This window comes from Roseobacter weihaiensis, from assembly GCF_020622345.1.
In the GTDB taxonomy this organism is placed as follows: Bacteria; Pseudomonadota; Alphaproteobacteria; order Rhodobacterales; family Rhodobacteraceae; genus Roseobacter; species Roseobacter weihaiensis.
Genome location: NZ_JACNMO010000002.1, coordinates 43,818 through 63,891, shown reverse-complemented (window position 1 = coordinate 63,891; position 20,074 = coordinate 43,818). Strand labels below are relative to the sequence as shown.

At 60.6% G+C, this 20,074-nt stretch carries 19 protein-coding genes, 1 tRNA gene and 1 pseudogene; 7 read left to right on the top strand and 14 right to left on the bottom strand.

Annotated elements, in window-relative coordinates; genetic code table 11:
- Window positions 1-101: 101 nt before the first annotated feature.
- From H7847_RS02595 to H7847_RS02545, 11 genes are all read right to left on the bottom strand, one after another.
- On the bottom strand, window positions 102-929 hold the full coding sequence (locus tag H7847_RS02595; RefSeq protein WP_227267827.1) for a type IV pili methyl-accepting chemotaxis transducer N-terminal domain-containing protein: 828 nt from the start codon (window positions 927-929) through the stop codon (window positions 102-104).
- Between the two features lie 179 nt (window positions 930-1,108).
- Window positions 1,109-2,179, bottom strand: a complete 1,071-nt coding sequence (locus H7847_RS02590) for a DUF1513 domain-containing protein (protein WP_227267826.1) — start codon at window positions 2,177-2,179, stop codon at window positions 1,109-1,111.
- Entirely contained in the window at window positions 2,179-3,171 is a 993-nt protein-coding gene (locus H7847_RS02585; RefSeq protein WP_227267825.1) for an imelysin family protein, read from the bottom strand. The genes H7847_RS02590 and H7847_RS02585 overlap by 1 nt, the downstream gene beginning before the upstream one ends.
- Before the next feature lies 1 nt (window position 3,172).
- Window positions 3,173-4,684 carry a di-heme oxidoreductase family protein gene (locus tag H7847_RS02580; RefSeq protein ID WP_227267824.1) on the bottom strand — a complete coding sequence of 504 codons (1,512 nt, stop codon included), beginning with the start codon at window positions 4,682-4,684 and terminating at the stop codon, window positions 3,173-3,175.
- A 131-nt stretch (window positions 4,685-4,815) separates the two neighbouring features.
- The gene (locus H7847_RS02575) at window positions 4,816-6,093 is read right to left on the bottom strand and encodes an imelysin family protein (RefSeq protein WP_227267823.1); all 1,278 of its coding nucleotides are present in this window, start codon (window positions 6,091-6,093) and stop codon (window positions 4,816-4,818) included.
- An 18-nt stretch (window positions 6,094-6,111) separates the two neighbouring features.
- Window positions 6,112-6,585: a hypothetical protein gene (locus H7847_RS02570; RefSeq protein ID WP_227267822.1), complete on the bottom strand. Its 474-nt coding sequence runs from the start codon at window positions 6,583-6,585 to the stop codon at window positions 6,112-6,114.
- The gene (gene hemP, locus H7847_RS02565) at window positions 6,582-6,743 is read right to left on the bottom strand and encodes a hemin uptake protein HemP (protein ID WP_227267821.1); all 162 of its coding nucleotides are present in this window, start codon (window positions 6,741-6,743) and stop codon (window positions 6,582-6,584) included. Before hemP ends, H7847_RS02570 begins: the two co-directional genes overlap by 4 nt.
- 422 nt (window positions 6,744-7,165) lie before the next feature.
- Window positions 7,166-8,755: an N-acyl-D-amino-acid deacylase family protein gene (locus H7847_RS02560; RefSeq protein WP_227267820.1), complete on the bottom strand. Its 1,590-nt coding sequence runs from the start codon at window positions 8,753-8,755 to the stop codon at window positions 7,166-7,168.
- Between the two features lie 18 nt (window positions 8,756-8,773).
- A complete protein-coding gene (locus H7847_RS02555) occupies window positions 8,774-10,066 on the bottom strand; it encodes a TRAP transporter large permease (RefSeq protein WP_227267819.1) in 1,293 nt (430 codons plus the stop codon).
- Complete coding sequence (locus tag H7847_RS02550) at window positions 10,063-10,596, bottom strand: TRAP transporter small permease (protein ID WP_227267818.1); 534 nt, start codon at window positions 10,594-10,596, stop codon at window positions 10,063-10,065. Before H7847_RS02550 ends, H7847_RS02555 begins: the two co-directional genes overlap by 4 nt.
- 66 nt (window positions 10,597-10,662) lie before the next feature.
- Entirely contained in the window at window positions 10,663-11,658 is a 996-nt protein-coding gene (locus H7847_RS02545; RefSeq protein ID WP_227267817.1) for a TRAP transporter substrate-binding protein, read from the bottom strand.
- A gap of 96 nt (window positions 11,659-11,754) precedes the next feature.
- Between H7847_RS02545 and H7847_RS02540 the strand changes: the two genes are divergently transcribed.
- The 3 genes and pseudogenes from H7847_RS02540 to H7847_RS27080 form a co-directional block, all read left to right on the top strand.
- Entirely contained in the window at window positions 11,755-12,681 is a 927-nt protein-coding gene (locus tag H7847_RS02540) for a LysR family transcriptional regulator (protein ID WP_227267816.1), read from the top strand.
- Window positions 12,614-13,273: a hypothetical protein gene (locus tag H7847_RS27085; protein WP_406675964.1), complete on the top strand. Its 660-nt coding sequence runs from the start codon at window positions 12,614-12,616 to the stop codon at window positions 13,271-13,273. The genes H7847_RS02540 and H7847_RS27085 overlap by 68 nt, the downstream gene beginning before the upstream one ends.
- Window positions 13,180-13,728 (top strand): annotated as a pseudogene (locus tag H7847_RS27080) (TraM recognition domain-containing protein); the annotation flags it as partial. The gene H7847_RS27085 and the pseudogene H7847_RS27080, both read left to right, overlap by 94 nt.
- Window positions 13,729-14,252: 524 nt before the next feature.
- Here H7847_RS27080 and H7847_RS02525 read toward each other — a convergent pair.
- Window positions 14,253-14,336, bottom strand: a tRNA-Leu gene (locus H7847_RS02525).
- A 139-nt stretch (window positions 14,337-14,475) separates the two neighbouring features.
- Here H7847_RS02525 and H7847_RS02520 point away from each other — a divergent pair.
- Entirely contained in the window at window positions 14,476-15,024 is a 549-nt protein-coding gene (locus H7847_RS02520; protein ID WP_227267815.1) for a Hint domain-containing protein, read from the top strand.
- On the opposite strand, the gene H7847_RS26930 is transcribed toward H7847_RS02520, so the two are convergent.
- Both H7847_RS26930 and H7847_RS26925 read right to left on the bottom strand, forming a co-directional pair.
- Window positions 15,005-15,862, bottom strand: a complete 858-nt coding sequence (locus H7847_RS26930) for an NAD(P)H-hydrate dehydratase (protein WP_319799737.1) — start codon at window positions 15,860-15,862, stop codon at window positions 15,005-15,007. The two genes, H7847_RS02520 and H7847_RS26930, sit on opposite strands and share 20 nt — an antisense overlap.
- 43 nt (window positions 15,863-15,905) lie before the next feature.
- The gene (locus H7847_RS26925) at window positions 15,906-16,595 is read right to left on the bottom strand and encodes an NAD(P)H-hydrate epimerase (RefSeq protein WP_319799736.1); all 690 of its coding nucleotides are present in this window, start codon (window positions 16,593-16,595) and stop codon (window positions 15,906-15,908) included.
- Window positions 16,596-16,762: 167 nt separating this feature from the next.
- Between H7847_RS26925 and H7847_RS02510 the strand changes: the two genes are divergently transcribed.
- From H7847_RS02510 to H7847_RS02500, 3 genes are all read left to right on the top strand, one after another.
- Window positions 16,763-17,101, top strand: coding sequence for a P-II family nitrogen regulator (locus tag H7847_RS02510; protein WP_227267814.1), 339 nt, complete (start codon window positions 16,763-16,765; stop codon window positions 17,099-17,101).
- A gap of 50 nt (window positions 17,102-17,151) precedes the next feature.
- Window positions 17,152-18,555, top strand: a complete 1,404-nt coding sequence (gene glnA, locus H7847_RS02505; RefSeq protein WP_227267813.1) for a type I glutamate--ammonia ligase — start codon at window positions 17,152-17,154, stop codon at window positions 18,553-18,555.
- Window positions 18,556-18,721: 166 nt separating this feature from the next.
- Window positions 18,722-20,038, top strand: a complete 1,317-nt coding sequence (locus H7847_RS02500; RefSeq protein ID WP_227267812.1) for a hypothetical protein — start codon at window positions 18,722-18,724, stop codon at window positions 20,036-20,038.
- The last annotated feature ends 36 nt before the right edge of the window (window positions 20,039-20,074 follow it).

Here is a 20,074-nt window from a genome sequence, read left to right as displayed (position 1 = left end):
CGAAAGGCGCGGGCATCAAATTTCCGCTCTTCTATGTGCCTCTGCAGAAAGGTGCAAGAGGGCGTTGATCCTATCTGACCAACACCCCGCCATGCCCGTCGCTAGAGCTCTGAATACATCCGGACAGCAAGGTCCATTTCAAGCAAAACCTGATCGCTCAGATTGGCAAGCCGCACGCGCTCCCCCGCAGGCAGGTCCGGGTTCTTTTCAAACTCGATCATCAGGGTTTTAAACATACGCCAGGCTTTCTCCGTACGTTCCAGTTGTTTCTTGATCTGCCGGTTGGGGGGCGCAAGGATGCCCTGTTTTTTCGATCCTTCCAGCAGCTCAGCCATGGCCCTGTCGAACGCGCCAATGGTGGCATCAATCTCTGCAATCTTCCCACCGCCGCCAGAGATCCCCAGAACGTAAAGGCAGACTTCCTTCGATGCCTTTTGGGATAACATGCGCTGCCGACCCGCCAGATTGATTGTCCGCGCCAGATTAGCCGGGATGGAGCCATCCCCATAGACGCTTTGGATCAGCAAAACCGTCTCATGCATTTCCGTGAGGGTTTGAAGGTTCAGGCGGATCATCTGCAACATCGGAACGGAGTGCAGATCACCTGCCGCGATCTGACGAACGGCCGGTCCAAGCGTCGACCAGAGCGTTTCGACCGCTTCAAGATCCTTGAGTACTTCGTCATTGGTTTCCGCAAGCAACCCCAGTTCGGCATCCCCGTCTCGCAGCGCCACAAGAGCCGTGTCAAATTGCTGCGCGGCAGTTTCCGCCTTTGCGGCAAAGCGTTCAGGTTCGATGTCTGCCATGACAAAGCACGCATTTCGGGCGATCTGCTGTGTCAGCATCCGTTGCCGCCCGGAATAGTTGATCCGGTTCCGGGCATCCGTTTCCGGTGTAATCTCTTGCGCTTCGGCGGAGTGAGTTGGCATCACACCGGAAAAGCCGGTTGAGCTGGTGATGATCGCAAGGATGAGTACGCACTGTTTTAGTTTGAAAATCAGAATTTCCCCCTTTGGGAAGGGGTGTCCTAGTTTACAATTCTTAACGTCGTATTAATCTGAGAGTGTGGCATTGGCTGACGTGCGGCGGTCACCGGGGATGAATTCGCTCAGATTTGGATCAGGTGGTTGTCCCAGGCAACCCTGTGGCGGACGATTTCAGGCTGCGCAGGTCGCCCCGCGCGAAATAAGCCGAGCCCGGAGGTAAAGGCGAACCCGTCCGCAGCCGCCGCAACACCGCAGATGTCAGGCTCCTGCACTGTCGTTTCGAGCCGCCCGCTGGCGGAAAAGATCAACCCGACCCCACCGCGTGGCCCGGTTATCGCAATCGCGTCGCCGCTGCCTGAAAACGCGATGCTGCCTGCGTAGCCTTGCATGTCCCGCTCGTGCGTTTCGCCGGCCTTGTGGAACTGCAGCGCCGCGCCACGTCTGTGCGTGGCCAGCAACGGCGGCGTTTGCGCCAGATCGCCCTGCCATTGGGCCGCAACCGCCACCAGCCCATCCCCGCGCACAGCCAGGTGGCGCAGAGAGTTCTTGTGCCAGGCCGCCGGGGGGCCGACCTGTTCCAAAAGCGCGCCCTCCAGCGTCAGATAGCTCAGGTTGGGCCGCATGCTGGGCAGGTTCAGCTTGGCGCGCCCTGTCTCGGGATGGGTTTCGATCCCGCCATTGGCCACCAGCAGGGTTCGGCCATCCGGCAGGCAGAGCAGATCATGTGGTCCCGTGCCCCCCGACGGAAAGCTTGCGAGGCGGGCGTATCCGCGCCGTGCGTCCCAGACGCCCACCATACCACGCCCGGCCTCATAGTCGTTTTCGGCTGTGAACAGCAGATCGCCCGCTGCCGAAAAACTGCCATGACCGCTGAAGTGATGCCCCTCCGGCGCGGTGAGGCGCGCAATCTCTCGGCCCAGCGCACAATCGATCACCACCGCAAAGGTCCCCGGACGGCGCGCAAAGGCGACCGCCACGGGGCGCGCGGGATGGGCCGCGGCGGCATGCCCCCGGTCCGGCAAGGCCAGCTCGAACACACGGACGCCGGAGGCATCCAGACCAAAGAGCGCATATTGGCCTGATGGCTTGCGGGCTGCCGCCAGATAGCGCGGGCTGCCTGCATCCGCCCACGTCAGTTGCGGACAGAGGCCTGTCGCCATAAGCCCGGCGAGAAAGCGACGCCGCCCCGCCATCAATCGCCATCCAGCGCGTTGAAGCCCGCGGCAATCCCCAGACGCGGTGCGAGGTCCTGTGCGATGACTTGCCGGATCGTTTCCACGGATTGTTGCAGCACCTCGACCCGCAGGCGGCCCTGTATGTCCGCCACCCCGGCAAAAACCGGATCGTCCAGCACCCCTGCCCGCGCGATCGCAGCGGCGAAGGCCGCATCGATCTGTGCGTCGTCGTCCGAAAGATGCCCGACCAAATCGCGCGTCCCCTCAAGCGACAACACCACATGTCGCAGAGACCGGCCCGATCGGCGTGCCTCGGCACGGTTCGGGCGGGGGCGCTCAAAGCTGCCCATCGGACGCCCGAGCCGGACCTGGGATGTGAACTCCAACCCGGTGGAGGCAGCGGTGAAAAGCTGCTGCGCCGCCTCAGCCTCCGACCGGTAGATGTCGTTGCTGCCCGCATTGCGCATGAGATCGGCATAGCTGTCCTGCCACGCGGCGAGGATGTCCGCGGAGGTGTCCGCAATGTCTGCAGCCAAAAGCTGTACCAGCGCACATCGGGTCTCAGCGTCTTCAGCGGCTCTGAACTGCGCATCAAACAGCAAAAACTCCATGGCGTAAAAGCCCCGCGCCGCGATGGAAACCGTCTGAAATGTGTCCAGCGTCCCCAGACTGCCTTGCCCCACGGCCATCAACCTGGCAAGCGCTTTGGGCGTGGCCCCGCGCGGGTCCGGCCAGAACGCCAGCGCAAAGGCGCGGTTGTTCTGCTCGGACGGGCCAAAGCGCAGGTGGCTGATGCGGACCCAGGCATCAAACGCCTCGCCGTAAGCGGCCAGCAGGGCCGGGCTCTCCGGACGGCATTCGGCCTCAGCCGCCGCATGCAACTGACGGCTTTTTTCAGCCAGCCCCGCATAGCCCGGCAGGATGTGCTCATCGACGGCAGCGGATATATCGACCGCCTGCGCCGCGGTTGACGCCAGGCAGAAAGCAGCGGTGACGAGAAGGTGGCGCATATCAGAGGCTTTCCAAAAAACGAATGAGAGCGGCGCGATCTGAGGGGTCCATCTCGATCACCGCGTCACGGTGGCTCTGGGCCTCCCCGCCGTGCCACAGCACCGCCTCGAGCAAGGATCGCGCCCGTCCGTCATGCAGAAAATAGGTATGGCCCGAGACCTGTTCGGTCAGTCCGATCCCCCAGAGCGGCGGCGTGCGCCATTCGCGGCCGGTCGCACGCGCTTCGGGCCGGTTGTCCGCAAGGCCGGGGCCCATGTCGTGCAACAACATATCCGTGTAGGGCCAGATCAGCTGAAAGCTCTGTTCGGGCCGGTCGGCAAGCCGGTGGGTCACATGCGATGGCGTATGGCAAGCAATGCAGCCCGTGGTGTTGAAGATCTCCTTGCCGCGCAGGACCTGCGGGTCATCGACATCCCGGCGCGCTGGCACGCCAAGGTTGCGGCTGTAGAAAGTCACGAGATCAAGGCCAATGTCGTCCACCTCCAGCCCGCGCACATCCTGATCGCCATGAGGGGCCGCGCGGCAGTCTGCCTGCGCTTCGGTACATTCGCCCCAGGGCTCCGGAAAGAGCGGGTTGGAAATGCCGATGTCACCCGCGAAGGCGCCCGCAGACTGGTGCCGGACCGTGGGCGCACCGGCCTTGAGGCCAAAGCGACCGAGCATGGGCTGGTCGAACTCCACCGACCAGACAATATTGGCGCGTCCGGAAATGCCGTCGCCATCGGCATCCTCCGGGTCTGCCTTGGCCAGAATATCGGCCGCCGGGATCGCTTCGAGCAGCCCAAGGCCGATCATCTGCGGCGCCACACGCGGGCTCAGCATGGCCTCGGGGTGCAAGGGGCCATAGCCCAGATCCGCCGCCCGGTAGGTGGGCGCGCGCAGAAACGCGACCTCGCCCCCCGAAAGCGGCACTTCGATTTCTTCATATGCGATCTCGAGCCGGTACTCCGCCGGGTGACCGGCCAGGCTGAAATCCTGCAACTGCTCGCCATAGGTCGGCTCGGGTGCCGTTGCGATATAGCCTTCGATCTCGGCCATAGCCTCGCTCGGGGTGCCAGGCACGGACACCCGCAGAAACATCGAGATGGCATTGTCCTGCCGCCCCTCGGGCGGATGCCCACGCCCGTCCTTGACATGGCAGCGCTGACAGGAACGCGCATTGTAAAGCGGCCCCAGCCCGTCAGAGGCCAGCGTGGAGGACGGCGACGACACCCAGAGCTTTTTGAAAAGCCCGTTGCCGACCTTGAACTCCAACTCGTCCTCAAAGGAGATATTGCCCGAGGGCAGCGAAAACGCATTGTTATCCGGTGTGACGCGCACGGTCGCGGCCCCGGCTGAAAGCTCTTCAAAGCGCTGTGGCGCGCTGAAATCCGTGGCGGGCTGCAAAACGCGGTTGATCCGCTCGATTTCCGCATCGGTGCGCGGAATGACGTTCAGATGCACGTCCTGCAAGGTCTGGGCCTGAGCGGTTCCGAGCCCGCAGAGCAACATAAGATATAGTAGGGGCCGCATCCTGGTTCTCTTTTGACTTTTCTGAAAGGCTACGCTCGACCACGACGGAAAGTCGATCCACCTGCCTGCGACCCTTTGGGTCGCGCAGCGCAGCAGGGGACGAGGCGTCAAACGCCCCGCCCGTCCCGGCTTTATTGGAAAACAGCGTCCGGGTCATCGAGGCTGTCGGACCCTTCGAAGTCAATTGCCTCGACCCCCAATGTCGCAACGACCCGTTCGATGGACCGTGTCTGTTCCACCAGACCGTTGACGCCCCCCATGATCAGTGCCTCACCCGCCGCATTGCCGCGCTCGAGCATCATGTCATAGGCAAAGCCTGCTTCCGCTGCCGTCTTAATACGCCCCAGCGCCATCATCGTGGCGGAGAGCCTGCTCTGCATCTCGGCATCGAGATCCGCATCCGTGGCCGCCACCAGATCCGACAGCGAAGGTCCGGTCACAAGCGACCCATCCACGCGCATATATTCACCCAGATAGACGTTCTGAATGCCCAGCCCGTCATAGTAGTGGCTGTTGTGCGTGTTGTCGGCAAAGCAGTCATGCTCCTCTTCGGGGTCGTTCAGCATCAGACCAAGGCGCATGCGCTCCCCGGCCTGCTCCCCGTAAGAGAGCGAGCCCATCCCGGTCAGCATTGCAATGATCCCGGCATCCTCATCGGCCATCACGGTGGTCCGGGCGTCGCCGCCCTCGGCCCATTGCGCGGCCATCCATTCAAGATCGGACACCAGCAGATCGGTCGCGGCTTTCAGGTATTCCGCCCGGCGATCACAGTTCCCATTGGTACAGGCCTCCCCTGCAGCATAATCCGTCCAGGGCCGGTTGCCTGCCCCCGCGCCATGGCCATTGAGATCCTGCCCCCAGAGCAGGAATTCAATGGCATGATAGCCGGTTGCCACATTGGCTTCGACGCCATCGGCCTCATGCAGGGTTTCTTCCAGCAAAGCAGGCGTGATCGTAGCGGCATCAATCGTCTCACCGGACAGTGTAAAACTGGAATTGGCAATCACGTTCAGCACCGCAAAATCATTTTCATCGGACGGGCCGCCGTAGCCTGCATCAACATAATCGATCAGCCCTTCGTCCAACGGCCAGGCGTTGACCTTGCCTTCCCAGTCATCGACGATCGCATTGCCAAAGCGGTAGACCTCGGTCTGCTGATAGGGCACACGCGCCGCCAGCCACGCCTCCTTGGCCGTCTGCAGCGCCTCTGCCGAAGGGGCCTCGATCAGGGTATTCACCGCTCTCTGCAGCCGCTGGGCCATGACCAGGCTGTCGGTAAATCCAGCCTCTGCAATATCTGCGTAATTATCGAGCACCGAAACTTTGGTGACATCGCCATCGGCAATCGCTGCGGTGCCAAGTCCAAGGCTGAGAGCCAGGGCACTCGTTGCTAGGGTAAAGGGTTTCATTCTTACACTGTCCTTTGTCTAATGTAGTGTTTTATCTTGTGGTTGCGGGCTTTGGTCGTCGGCCCGGAGGGACATGCACTTCAGCGCCATCCCGAAATCCCGCGCGAAATTGACCAACAGCGCTGCCACGTCCGGTCGCACAATGGTCGTGGCAATCAAGAACGCATCTTCGCGGTCGCCATCGCTGGCGTAGCCTACGAAATTGGCAAAACAGCTTTCGTCAGCGCCCAGACATTTGCAGCTCACATGATGCCGCATCAACGGGCGGCGCCCGTGGCGCACGCAGAGGTCACAGAGCGATTCAAAGGACTTTAGAGCCTTGCGGCCCCGCCGCGGGCCAAGAGCAGTCGCAAAGTCATTCCACACTTGCTTTTGCGCACCGGGTCCGTCGCACCAGAGCCGCAGATAGAGTACAGCCCCCGCCTCGACCGGGCCAAGCTCGGTTATATATCCCACCGGTGCACCACCGCGGTTTTGCGCCGTTCCGGTCATTTCGTCAGGATCAACTTACCGGTGCGTGTGATCCGCAGGGTATAGACCTGATCGGAAAGTTTGATCCGCGCCAGATCGCCATCCTGGGTCAGCTCTCGCGCGTCGTAAACCGGCACTTTGTCCACGTAGGGTTCATCCAACTGTGTCACGGCACTCATCGTCATCATCCATTCCTCGCTCTATGCTCAAGGCGGTCCATAAGCCACTCAAGGTCGCAAAGTGTCGGCATCCCCGGATCGAAAGCGCAGCACAGCATTTCGATCCTGTTACAACAATTGTCATGTCGGTGTGGTGTCATGTGGCCTCTCCGGAATATGGCAATTTCTACGGCTTGCCTTGGAATCGTGGGCTGGCTGCGGAAAGGCTGAGTGATTTTGTCGGAAATGTCAATCCGACAATTATTATCAGGAATATGTGACGTGTGCCTTTGGTGATTTGCAAGGGCTCGGACCGGCAACACATCGCGCACGGCAACGGCGTGCCACGCAGCGGGCGTTTGCATGTCTTGGAAATGGTCCGGCAGCCGATGCAGCCCGACAAAGCGGACCCATTGGCGGCGTCCGGGGTTGGCAGAGACGCCTCAGGAAGAGCGCAAAACGCGGCCAGAATCGATCTCGGTCCGGGTGCCGTCGCGCATCGCGATCTGCCCGTTGACCAGCACATGTGCGATCCCGGTGGCGTATTTGCGCGGCGTCTCGACGGTCGTATGGCTTTTGATCTCGGAGGCGTCGAAAACGGTGATATCGGCAAAGCGGCCCGTTTCAAGCACGCCGCGGTCGCGCACCCCGAGCCGTGCCGCCGGCAGTGCGGTCAGCCGCCGCACGCCCTCTTCCAGGGACATCACCCGCTTGTCGCGCACGTAATGCGCCAGGAACCTTGCCGCCCAGCCATATCCCGAAAGCGACCCGATATGGTGTTTGAGACAGCCATAAGGCGCCAGCGCCAACGTGTCGGAGATCACAGCGCATTCGGGCTGCTCCAGCGCCAGTTGGATGTCTTCGTCCGAGAACGACTGCGACGTCCACATCATGTGGTTCATCTGTTCGTCTTCCTCCAGCAGCATGTCCAGTGCTGCATCATAGGGGTTTGCGTTGCGCATGCGCCCGATCTCGGCAAAGGTCATGCCCACCAGATCGGCGTTCACCTCGGCCTGCATCAGGATGATCTTGTCCCATTGGCCTGCGCTGACCAGCCGCCACATGGGACGCGGGTTGCGTTTGATCTTTTCGCGCGTGGCCGGGTCCTTGAGCCGCTTTTTCACCGCCTCGACGCCCCCCTCCTGCGCCCATTGCGGCAGGATCGCCAGCACGCGCGTATGCGACCAGTCATGCGGGATCACATCAAAGGCCACGTCCACGCCATGCGACTGCGCCTGCCGACACATGTCGATGGAGTGCTGCATGGCGTGATCGGGCGCGCCATATTTGGGCTGGATGTGGCTGATCTGAAGCCGCGCGCCCGCCGCCCGCGCGGTGGAGATCGCCTCTCCGAACCCCATGTCGTAAAAGAGGTCCCGATTGCGCACATGGGTGGCGTAGAGCACGTCATACCGGGCCGCGATCTTGGCCAGATCGGCAAGCTGGTCGGGGCTGGCCAAGCTGCCGGGCCAGTATTCCAGCCCGGTAGAGAACCCGTAAGCGCCGCCTTCGATGCTCTCCTCCAGCAGCTTGACCATCTCGTCCATCTCGTCCTCGTTGGCCGGGCGCAGCGCGTCGCCCAACACAAAGCGGTGCAGCGTGCCATGCCCGACAAAGGCCGCCACATTGACCCCCAGCGGCATCTTGTCGAGATGGTCGAGATATTCGCCAAAGCTGGACCAGTCAATCTCCACCGCGTCCTCGGTGAACCCCGGTGACATCAACTCCACATCCGCGATGGAGCGCGCAGGCGCACAGGAGACGCCGCATTGGCCCACCACTTCGGTTGTCACGCCCTGATGCACCTGGCTTTCGGCGCGCCCATTGGCGGCCAGCGTGAAATCGGAATGGGTGTGCAAATCGACAAACCCGGGTGAGACCGCAAGACCGGCGGCATCAAGCACCGTCTCAGCCTCGGCGCTCAGCTGCCCGATCTCAACGATCCGACCGTCCCTGACCGCAACATCCGCCTGACGGGTTGGCGCGCCGGTGCCGTCATAGACCTCTCCGCCCTTGATCAGAACATCCAGCATTGTGTCACTCCTTTTCGGTCAGAACCGGGCTTCGCCAAAGACGAGATCCGGCAGGAAGGTGGCAAGATCGGGGAACAGGATCAGGATGATCATCCCCACGATGTAAGCAAGAATGAAGGGCAGCACCGCGACCGAAATCTGCTCGATGGTGATGCCCGAGATGCGCGAGGCCACATTCAGGTTGCCGCCCAGAGGGGGCGTCAGAAAGCCGATCTCACAGGTGATGACGGTAAAGACGCCGAACATCACCGGATCGACCCCGAGGCTGGTGACCAGCGGCAGGAACACGGCTGTAAAGAGGATGATCTGTGCGAGGCTTTCCATGAAGGTGCCGATGATGATGTAGAAAATCCCGATCAGCAGCAGCACGACAAAGACATTGGTGGTGATCGAGGTGATGCCCGCCTCCACTGCGGCCGGGATGTCGTAGAAGGCCGAGAGCTGGCCAAAGGCAAGCGTCGGGGTCAACAGGATCAAAAGACCGGTCATCAGCGCGGTAAACCGCAGGCTTTCAATGATCTTGCGCAGCGTCAGCTTGCGGTAGACGAAAAGCCCGATGAAGAGTGCATAGAAGACCGCGACCGCCGCCGCCTCGGTGGGAGTGAAGGCACCGCCGTAGATGCCACCCAAGATCAGGACCGGGGCACCGATGGCCCATTTACCATCCCAGGCCGCGCGTCGAAACGGCGCCCAGGTGAAGGGGTCCCCGGTGCCGCCGTATCCGCGCTTGGCGGCAATGATATAGGTGGTGCCCATCAACAAAAGGGTGATGATCAGCCCCGGCAGCACGCCCGCCAGAAACAACCGCGGGATCGAGGTTTCCGAGACCAGACCGTAGATGATCATCAGGTTGGAAGGCGGAATGAGACTGCCCAAGGCCCCCGCCGAGGCCGCGATGGAGGCCGCGAAGGGCACGTCGTAGCCGTCTTTTTTCATCGCCGGAATGGTCACCGACCCGATGGCCGCCGTGGTGGCGGGCCCCGATCCGCTGAGAGCTGCAAAGAGCATGCAGGCAAAGCAGGTCACCAGCCCCAGTGAGCCCTTGTAGGCCCCCACCAGACTGGTCGCGACAGAGATCAGCCGTTCGGCCATGCCGCCCACCTCCATCAGCCGACCGGCCAACACAAAAAGCGGGATCGTCAGAAGCGGAAAGGGTGTCAGGCTGGTATATCCCGTTTGCGCCATCAGCGTGTAGGGGATGTCGATCATGAAAAGCGCTAGGATCGTGGTCAACCCCACCGCCCCGAAAAGCGGCATCCCGATCAGCGTCAGCACTGTAAACGTCAGGCTGAGCAGCAGAAGTTCGTTCATTTCTCAAGCCCTGTTTCAATGTCGATCTGATGCTCCGGCCGCATGCCGGGAAGACCCGCCCAGCCACTACGGGCCCATTCAATGTAAATCTGTAAAAGCCGCAGCAGGATCAGCCCGTAGCCGATGACCAGAATGGATTGTGGATAGAATTCGTCGATCCCCAGACGCGGGGTGCGCGAGGTGAACTGCGCCAGCACGCTGAGATATTCAAAGCTGATCACCAGCATGAAGATGCAGAACATCGCCCAAAGCAGATCCGCCAGAATGATGATGCTGCGCGCCACCCGCGGCGGAAAGAGCAAGACACCCGCCATGATCCGAATGTGGAACCGTTCACGCACACAAAGCGCCGCGCCCATGTAAACGGCCCAGACCATCCCCATCGCCGCGACCTCTTCGCTCCATTGCAGAGCGGTGTGAAAGACGTAGCGCATGATGACCTGCAAAAAGACGCAGGTGGCGACAAGAGACAGGCAGAAACAGCAGATCGCCTCTTCGAAGTGGCGATCCAGCCAATGGATCAAGGGCATGAGGAAAGTCCTTTTCTGGTACCGAACGCGCGGGCTGCGCGGTCGGCCTGGCTGTCAAAGACCGCCCTATTCGGCTGCGGCCTGAATGGCGTTCACAAGCTCCAGAAACTCCGGCCCGCGGTCGGCGGCAAACTCCTGCTGCACCTTTTGCGCAGCCTCAATGAAGGGGGCGCGGTCCGGGCGGGTAACTTTCATCCCGCCTTCGTTCGCCAGCCATTCCCGAACGCCTTCGATCTCGGCCAGTTTAATCTCGGTATGATAGGCGCCTGCCTCCGTCGCCGCCCGCAACACCGCTTCGCGCTGCGCGTCGTCGAGCTTGCTCATGAAGCGATCAGAGGCCAGCACCGGGGCAAACCCCGCGAAATGGTCAAGGATGGTCAAATGCTCGGCAAATTCAAAAAACTTCATTTCCTGAATGACCGAGGTTCCGTTGTCCCCGCCGTCGATGGTCCGGGTCTGCAGCGCCGTGGGTGTCTCCGACCAGGCGAGCGGCACAGGCTCTGCCCCAAAGGCCTCGAACGTGGCCAGCATCACCTCGTTCTTGGGCACGCGGATTTTCAGCCCCTCCATGTCCGCCATGGAATTGATCGGACGCTCGGAGTTGAAGAAATCGCGATAGCCGGGGCCTCCGAAGGTCAACAGATGCACACCTGTTGCTTCTTGCAGCTTGGATTTGATCAGGTCTCCGACCGGCCCGGTCGCCACCTCGACCAGATGATCACCGCTCTGGAAAATATAGGGCAGCACAAAGACATCCATCAGATCCCAATGGGGGGATACGTTGTTCTGGCTGATGAAATAGCCATCCACGGTGCCCAGTTGCAGCGCTTTGAACGCGTCGTCTTCGGTGGCGATCTGCGCACAGCACCGCAGCTTCACGTCAATCGTCCCGTTGGAATACTCTTCGGCCAACTCTTCGAACTTCTTGGCAAGCACCCCGTAATCGCCATCCAGCGGCGTGGCCCAGCCAAGGTTCATGACAACATCATCGGCATAGGCAGCCCCCACCAGCCCGGCAGAGCAGACAATCCCTGCGGCAGTACGACGAACGAAATCTAGCATGACAAATTCCCCTGTTGTGTTGATAGGGCCAGTTAAGCAAGTTGATTATTAACTGTCTAATTGCAATTAAGCTCTCATTGATGCAAAAAAATTATCATGAAAACCGACCTCAGGCGCCTGCGCTACTTTCTCAAGCTCTACGAAATGCGGAATTATCGCGCCGCCGCAGATCAGCTTGGCATCACCCAGCCCGCGCTCAGCCGATCGATCTCGCAGCTCGAGCACGACCTGGGCTTTCCGCTGTTTGAGCGGGACACCCGCAATGTCGGTCCAACCCCTGCGGGTACGGCCTTTCAGAACACCTGTCGGGATGCGGTCGACCTGCTGGAAGGGGGCCTGCTGCGCGCCCGCAAGATTGCAAGCGGTCAGATCGGCAACGTGGTGATCGGGTACACGGAAATCGCCATCGCGGGCATCCTGACGTCGATCGTAGAGGCTTTTCGCGCCGCCAACCCGGACATTCGTGTCGATCTCAGGGCCGCCTGGACAGATGCGCAATACGACCTGCTGCGCAACAACAACATCGATGTTGGGTTTATGACAGGGCCGATGGAGGATGACAGTTTTCACAGCATCCCCGTTCAATCCGACCCCCTTGTGGTGCTGTTGCCCCGCGCGCATCCGCTGGCAGAGCTGGAGAGTATCCCCGTTTCAGCGCTGCGCCGTGCGCCTTTCGTCACCGGCAACACCGATCGCTGGGCCGTCTTTCACCGCCACCTCTACGGGCTCTGCAGCAAGGCGGGGTTTGAGCCGGATGTGGTGCAGACCGGGCCTGATACCCTCAGTATCATCGGGCTTGTGGCCTGCGGCATGGGGGTGACGATACAGGCGGATAACGCGCAGGTCCGCGCCGACCCACGGATCATTACGCGCCCGGTCAAGGACCTGCATGCGCCGGTAATGACCTATGCGGTGTGGCGCAAGAACATGCAGGACAAAGCTGGCCAGCTGATGAGTGAATACCTTCGCGCCGCCTTCGACCCGACAGAAGCGGGTAGGGCAATACTCCCCGAAAAACCATAGGCCTTTCAGCACAGCGGAACCTGGAGAGATCGGCACCCCCAGGGAAGACGCTAAGGATGTCATTGCGGCGCGTCTTGAAGAGTTGCAGATCGAACAGCAGCGACAAGAACGCGCCAAGGCGGAACAGCTTGAGCGGCTAAAACATGAACATGCGCGCGTTCAGCAAGCGCACTGTCAGAAAATCAAACACGATCAGGAAGAACGGCAAAGACGTGAAAAACCGAGCGCGGTGCCCGCCTGCGAAAAGGGCTTATTGGATCGACTGACGGGCAAACGAAAAAAGACTTTGGTTGAAAATGCCAAGGCCACTGAGATTTCCAAACGAAATGGTGAACTACAACGTGCGAACGTAGCCAAGCCGCCTGCGTTTCTTGTGCCGCCTTGGAAGTTGCAGGCCTTCTTCGCGCCACAGGCGTTCGATCTTCTTGTGATTGACCACTGCCCGGCAGGCGATTTGTGGAACAAATCCGCCGAGAGGGGGCCAGCATTCGACGCGCAGTGGTTCCGCAACCTTACGGTACCAGTGGTGGCCTTCGCGGGATCATCGGGGAACTGGACGCAGCCCTTGGCTGTCTGTCAGATGATCGTTTGAGAGAGGCATTGTCAGGCCCGTTTGATGCGTCACCCCAAGATCTCTGCCGCAAGGATCAGGTCTACCACCTCTACCTAATGGTGCCCGAAGACATGATCGAGTCCTGGGCGCCAATGGTGAAGGTGATCCTCGCCAGTGCGAAGACGCTGAAGCGTCGTGCGCCGGATGCGCCGCGCCAGACATGGGTGATAGACGAGGCCGGACGCTTATTCGGGTACAGCCAGATCGTGCGTCTGTTCACAGACGGGGCCGGGATCGGCATCCGTCCCTTCGTGGTCTTCCAAGACTTTGAACAAGCCAACAAGCTGATGCCGGGCGGCGCACACCTGATCGCCTCGAGTGCAGCAGTGAAAATGTTCTTCGGCGTGCGAGATGATGTGACGGCAAAGCTGGTCTCCAACCTGCTCGGCTATTACCTCTGCCAGACCAAAGAGTGCAACCACTACGGGAAGTCTATCCCGCGAGACAAGATCGAGAGCGAGGTCGGTGGCCTTGTTAAAGAGCCTCAGCCAACACCCGGCCTCATCAAACTGGCGACAGAGATGTTTCGCAAAGCGTGGGACATGAGAAAAGATCAAGCTCAGGACATCGTTACCCGCTCAAAGCTTAAGCTGAAGGACATTGAGAAACAAAAACAGGCGCTCATCAAACGGCTTCTGGATGCAAGCGACCCTGCCGTGATCGATGCCTACGAGTCAAAGCTCTCTGAAATCGAAAAACAGCGTGCGGTGCTAAGTGAAAAAATCAAAAATCAGGTCGAGCCAGTGGGCACGTTCGAAGAAAAACTAGAACCAGCCATGACTTTCCTCTCAAACCCTTGGAAAATATGGGAAAGAGGGCAGATCGAAGCACGGCGGCTCGTGCTCAAGCTATGCTTCACGGAGCGCATTCCGTACTGCCGATTCGAGGGTGCTAGAACCGCTCAAAAGGCGTTATTATTCAAAGAGATAGATGGACTATTGGACCCCAAGGTCTGTTTTGGTGCGGGTGAAGGGACTCGAACCCCCACGCCAAAGGCGCCAGAACCTAAATCTGGTGCGTCTACCAATTCCGCCACACCCGCACGAAAACGGCCCGTAACCACCGCTGTGCGTGTCCTAGCAAACCCCGCACACAGTTGCGAGCAGAAAAATTTCGGCTGTTAAGCCTTTGGTATCCTATTGCTCCGATAACATTAAGTCAGGGAATAAAGGATAATGTCGATGACGCCGAAAACGGCTTGGCGCACCTGTTTTGAAAGCCTGAGCGCTCCTCTCTTCTTGGCCGCGAAATCATCGCAAGCTTCGGCGTTGACCAGCGGCTTTGTCGAGAATGCACGTATCCTGACAATGAAGGGCAGCTGCCCCGTTCAGTCTCTGGCCGTTGGCGACCGGGTCATCACCCGAAGTCACGGGGCCAGCACGGTCGAGCGTATCGAACAATGCAGCCTGCTGACGCCCGCCGTCTATGTCATTGCAGGCTCCTTGGGCCATCACCGTCCGGAACAGGACAGCCTGTTACCAGCCGGTCAGCCCGTTTTGGTGCGAGACTGGCGTGCCCGTGCGCTTACAGGTCAGCCCGAAGCGCTGTGCTGCGCTCAAACGCTTGTCGATGGCGAATTTGTCCGGGACATCGGGTTGCAGACCGTCACCCTCTACCGCGTGTTCTGTGGCAGTTCTCAAGTGGTCTACGCGGACGGGATGGAGTTGGGCACGGCAGATGTCATGGCAGGCGCGGCAAAGCTCGCGGCAATCACGCCAACAGCGCGTTAAGCACGCGGGGCAGCTCCTCCGGCAGGTCTTCGGCAATCAGACCCGGCCCGAATGAGAGCGCCGCCTCCACATGCAGCCAAACCCCAAGCTCAGCGGCAAGCGCCGGTCCAAACCCGCGCGCCATCAGCCCGGTGATGAGACCCGCCAGCACATCCCCTGCCCCGGCTGTCGCAAGCCAAGGTGCCGCACGCTCCCCGGTTGCCGAATGCTGACCACACAGCCCGTCGGGATGCGCCACGGTTGTCTTCGCCCCTTTTAGCACAACAATGCATCCCGCCCGCGCGGCGGCCTCCTGCGTCGCCTCGGGCTTACCGAACCCCGGGGCATTGGCCAGCTTCTCGGCAAGATCAGGAAACAGGCGGGCGAATTCACCCGCATGCGGCGTCAACACGCAACTCTCGTGCAGGGCCGAAAACAGCGGTTTATCCTTGGCCAGAAGGGTCAACGCATCCGCATCCAGCACCGTTGCCCGGCGCGCGGCGAGGCAGGAGGCAACCAACGCCGCGTGACCTTTTCCAGTTCCCAAGGCGGGCCCGAGACAGATCGCCTTGAAGCGGTCGTCCTCGAGAACCTTGGCCAGCGCCCGCGCGTCCGCCACGGGCTGGAGCATGATCGCGGTGATCTGAGACGCCACTTCGGCAAGGGCTTCGGGGGGGACGGCAAGGGTCACCAGACCCGCCCCAACCCGCAGCGCCGCTCTGGCCGCCAGCCGGGCCGCGCCACTGCGCCCCGCCCCGCCCGACAACACGAGCGCGTGCCCATGGGCAAATTTATGGCCCTGCGCCTTGGCCAGCTGGTTCAGCGGAAGCTGGTCGCGGGTGATCTGATGGTGGGTCACAAGCCGTGTATCTCCGTCCAAACGGGCAATGGTGTCAGAAGGCTCAGAGGCCAATATCCTTGACGACAATTTGGCCACAATACTCTGCCCCGTTGAGATGCGCCTGTTTTCTTTTGTGAAAGGTGACCGTGAGGTCGGCGCGGAACACGGCCAGAGGGTCGTCGCCCAACGGCCCGGCTTCGGCAAGACCGGATGGCACGTCAACGCTGACATGGCGGACAGGTACCGTATCGCGCGCGGTCTCCTGGGCGCGCAGGATCGGCTGCAATCCGGTGATGGGACGGGTCAAACCGATCCCAAAGAGGGCATCAATCACAAGGGTCGTCCCGGATCTGCTATAGGCGCCTTTCACAAATGCGGCGGCCTCCTCTGCCGTGACATCGGGAAAAGTGAGCTTTGTTGTCGGGCCGACCGAGAGCGCCAGCCAACGGTCATGATTGAGCCTGGCATCTGGCGACAAGTTGTCTGCGGCACCATAAAAGAACACCTCGACCTGCACGCCGCGCTGCGCCAACAGACGAGCCACGACAAACCCATCACCGCCATTGTTGCCGGGGCCACAGAGCACGAGGGCATGAGGGGAGGAAACGCCCAGGTCCGGCCAGGCCTCGTAGATCGCCTCGACGACATCACGTCCGGCACGCTCCATCAGGGCCTCCCCCGTCACACGACCCGACTCAATGGCCTCGGTTTCGACAGCGCGCATCTGATCTGCGGTGATCCATTCACCCATGATGAACTCTCCAGATTCAATTCTGCCTATTTTTTAATCGCAATGCCCGAAAAAATTGCGACACTTGGCCATTTTCACGTGCTTTGACGAGCAGTCCCCGTCTATGCATGGACCGTCTTATCCCAAGATGATCTGACACCACGTGGAAACCGCCAAGGGAGGGCCCAATGAAAAAGATCGAGGCAGTCATTAAACCGTTCAAACTGGACGAAGTCAAAGAAGCCTTGCAAGAGATCGGCGTCCAGGGGCTTTCTGTGATCGAAGTCAAGGGCTTTGGGCGGCAAAAGGGCCACACCGAGCTGTACCGCGGTGCCGAATATGTTGTGGACTTTCTGCCAAAGGTGAAGATCGAAATCGTCCTTGACGATGACATGGTCGAGGCAGCGATTGATGCGATCGTGGCCGCCGCCAAAACCGAAAAGATCGGCGATGGGAAAATCTTTGTGACCCCCGTCGAGCAGACGATCCGCATCCGTACCGGCGAAACGGGATCAGACGCGCTCTGATCTGCTGACTGCCCCTGCACTATCATTCCAACCAAGAGGGATATCCGAGAATGAGCAAAGAACTACTCAAGATGATTGCCGATGAAGGCGTCGAATACGTCGACATCCGCTTCACCGACCCCCGCGGCAAGCTGCAACACGTGACCGTGATGTCGGAACTGGTCGATGAGGATTTCCTCGAAGAAGGGTTCATGTTTGACGGCTCATCCGTTGCTGGCTGGAAATCGATCGAAGCCTCCGACATGAAGCTGATGCCCGACGTGGACAGCGCCTACATTGACCCGTTTTACGCCGAAAAAACCGTGTGTCTGCATTGCTCCATCGTCGAGCCGGACACCGGCGAAGCCTATGAGCGCGACCCCCGCGGGACCGCCCAGAAGGCCGAAGCCTACCTGAAGTCTTCCGGGATTGGCGACGTGGCTTACTTTGGCCCCGAAGCGGAGTTCTTTCTCTTCGACAACGTCAAGTTTTCAAACACAATCAACAAGGTATCTTACGAAGTTGATGCAGTGGACGCATCCTGGAACACAGACACCGACTATGAGATGGGCAACATGGGGCACCGTCCGGGCGTCAAGGGCGGCTACTTCCCTGTGAACCCCACCGATGAATCCCAGGACCTGCGGTCTGAAATGCTGTCGACCATGAAGCGTCTGGGCATGAAAGTGGACAAGCACCACCACGAAGTGGCCTCCTGCCAGCACGAGCTGGGTCTGATCTTTGACAGCTTGACCAAACAGGCCGACGAGCTGCAGAAATACAAATACGTGATCCACAACGTGGCGCATGCCTACGGCAAATCCGCCACCTTCATGCCCAAGCCGATCTATGGCGACAACGGCACCGGCATGCACTGCAACATGTCGATCTGGAAGGACGGCAAGCCACTCTTTGCGGGGGACAAATATGCGGATCTGTCGGACGAAGCGCTCTGGTTCATTGGCGGCATCCTCAAGCACGCAAAGGCGCTGAATGCCTTCACCAACCCGTCGACAAACAGCTACAAGCGTCTGATCCCCGGATTTGAAGCCCCCGTTCTGCGTGCCTATTCTGCCCGCAACCGGTCTGGCTGCGTCCGGATCCCGTGGACGGAAAGCCCCAAGGCCAAGCGTGTGGAGGCCCGCTTCCCCGATCCGGCCGCGAACCCTTACCTGTGCTTTGCATCCCTGCTGATGGCCGGTCTTGACGGAATCACCAACAAGATCGATCCCGGCGAGGCGATGGACAAGAACCTCTACGATCTGCCGGCCGAAGAGCTAGCCGGTATTCCGACAGTTTGCGGGTCCCTGCGTGAAGCGGTCGAAGAGCTGCAGGCAGACATGGACTTCCTGCTGGCCGGGGATGTTTTCACCAAGGATCAGATCGAAGGCTATATCGAACTCAAGATGGAAGAGATCGAAACCTACGAACATACACCGCACCCGGTGGAGTTCGGCATGTACTACAGCTGCTGATCTGCGGCGATATCAACGAAAAGGCGCCTCTCGGGGCGCTTTTTTTATGCCGGATCGTCCGAGCCCCGCACCGCAAGCTCTGCCTTTCCACTTTCACGGGAAAGACATTTTTTGGTCACGCTCGCCGCCCAGGCTGCGCGCGACAGGACACCGTGAGGGCGGCGACATGACAGAAGACTTCTTTGACGTTCAGGCTGCGCTTTTGTTTGACGCAGCCCCACAGGTCGATTTTCCCAAGCTGATGGCAGAGCTCACCGGCTGGGCCCGGGGTCAGGACGTTCCAGCGACCTTCACCATGCTGCCCGGGGCGAGCGATGAGAACACGCTTTGCATCGCCGGCAATGGCGTGCATGCGACGGTCAGCCTTCAGAAGACCCCGCTTGACGCTGCGAATTTTGCACTGCCCCTGCGCTCTCCGATGCTCAGGCACAAGAAGTTTGATTTCAAGGCGGCGATTGCGCGCCACCAGGCCGCGATCGTGATCACTGTGGGGGATGGCGAGACGCCGCTGCCGGCGGCGGCGCGCCAGATGATGTCAGAGGCGGGTGTGGTGCATCCGGCTGACCCCGTGACCAAGCTGACGGTGTTGCATATGCTGCTGCAGGGGGTGGCGGCGATACACCGGCCTTCCATGGTGGATTTCTGCCCGTCACAATCGCTCCTGTGCCCGCAGGAACTGGCCCTGGTTGCCACGAAGCGCCTGCCCATTCCCATCCTCTTTCACCCGTTTCCGGTCGGCAATGGCCGGGATGCCGAGGGAAATCCGCGCCACGGCATGGCCGCGATCCATGCCCCGCGCCTGATCGGGACCGAACTGGAGCTCGAAGCGGTCCCCCAGGATATGCCGATTGCGACGCGGATCAACCTGCTCTGCACGCTGATCGAGAAAAAACGGGACGGCTCCTTGCCGCTCAATCATGGCGATCAATTGCAATCCGATGACGGGCGGCATCAATGGGTGCGCCACGAAGCAGGGTCGCGGGAAGACGGGCCGGTGCGGGTGATCGTGAGCTTTGATACCACCGCACCGGAGCCTGCACGGCCTGAACAGGTTGATGCTCAGGTGGCCTTTCACGAACGCATTGCCCGGCTCAAGGCCCGGGCGGTCTCAGGCGATCCGGGAGGGGTCGGAGCCGGCCCCGCGGTGCGGCCCGAGGCGGGAGGGACCCGGCTGGAGACCGAACAAGAGTTGCGCGAACGCATCCAGGACACGATGGAGCCGAATGGCGGCCTGCCCAAGCGCTCCAAGCTCGCAGCCGGGCCGTTCAAGCTGGTGGCAGCCGTCGCCGTGCTGGGCCTGTTCTTTGTGCTGGGTCCAACAGCGGAGATGTCGCAGATGGTGAGCAGCCAGAAGAGGTCCATCAGCGCCCTGATGGAGACCTTAGGCGGAGCGCAGGGGGCCACGACAGCCGCCCCGGCAAACGGGACAACCAGTATTGTCGGCTCGATTGAGAGCGGGATGCGCGACACCTTCCAGCGCTGACACGGGCCAAGACAGGTCTGGCTTGAACCTCTGAGG

Coding starts and splice junctions, on each gene's coding strand:
- H7847_RS02595 (WP_227267827.1), bottom strand. CDS start 929: ATGCCAACTCACTCCGCCGAAGCGCAAGAGATTACACCGGAAACGGAT.
- H7847_RS02590 (WP_227267826.1), bottom strand. CDS start 2,179: ATGGCGGGGCGGCGTCGCTTTCTCGCCGGGCTTATGGCGACAGGCCTC.
- H7847_RS02585 (WP_227267825.1), bottom strand. CDS start 3,171: ATGCGCCACCTTCTCGTCACCGCTGCTTTCTGCCTGGCGTCAACCGCG.
- H7847_RS02580 (WP_227267824.1), bottom strand. CDS start 4,684: ATGCGGCCCCTACTATATCTTATGTTGCTCTGCGGGCTCGGAACCGCT.
- H7847_RS02575 (WP_227267823.1), bottom strand. CDS start 6,093: ATGAAACCCTTTACCCTAGCAACGAGTGCCCTGGCTCTCAGCCTTGGA.
- H7847_RS02570 (WP_227267822.1), bottom strand. CDS start 6,585: ATGACCGGAACGGCGCAAAACCGCGGTGGTGCACCGGTGGGATATATA.
- hemP (WP_227267821.1), bottom strand. CDS start 6,743: ATGAGTGCCGTGACACAGTTGGATGAACCCTACGTGGACAAAGTGCCG.
- H7847_RS02560 (WP_227267820.1), bottom strand. CDS start 8,755: ATGCTGGATGTTCTGATCAAGGGCGGAGAGGTCTATGACGGCACCGGC.
- H7847_RS02555 (WP_227267819.1), bottom strand. CDS start 10,066: ATGAACGAACTTCTGCTGCTCAGCCTGACGTTTACAGTGCTGACGCTG.
- H7847_RS02550 (WP_227267818.1), bottom strand. CDS start 10,596: ATGCCCTTGATCCATTGGCTGGATCGCCACTTCGAAGAGGCGATCTGC.
- H7847_RS02545 (WP_227267817.1), bottom strand. CDS start 11,658: ATGCTAGATTTCGTTCGTCGTACTGCCGCAGGGATTGTCTGCTCTGCC.
- H7847_RS02540 (WP_227267816.1), top strand. CDS start 11,755: ATGAAAACCGACCTCAGGCGCCTGCGCTACTTTCTCAAGCTCTACGAA.
- H7847_RS02520 (WP_227267815.1), top strand. CDS start 14,476: ATGACGCCGAAAACGGCTTGGCGCACCTGTTTTGAAAGCCTGAGCGCT.
- H7847_RS26925 (WP_319799736.1), bottom strand. CDS start 16,595: ATGGGTGAATGGATCACCGCAGATCAGATGCGCGCTGTCGAAACCGAG.
- H7847_RS02510 (WP_227267814.1), top strand. CDS start 16,763: ATGAAAAAGATCGAGGCAGTCATTAAACCGTTCAAACTGGACGAAGTC.
- glnA (WP_227267813.1), top strand. CDS start 17,152: ATGAGCAAAGAACTACTCAAGATGATTGCCGATGAAGGCGTCGAATAC.
- H7847_RS02500 (WP_227267812.1), top strand. CDS start 18,722: ATGACAGAAGACTTCTTTGACGTTCAGGCTGCGCTTTTGTTTGACGCA.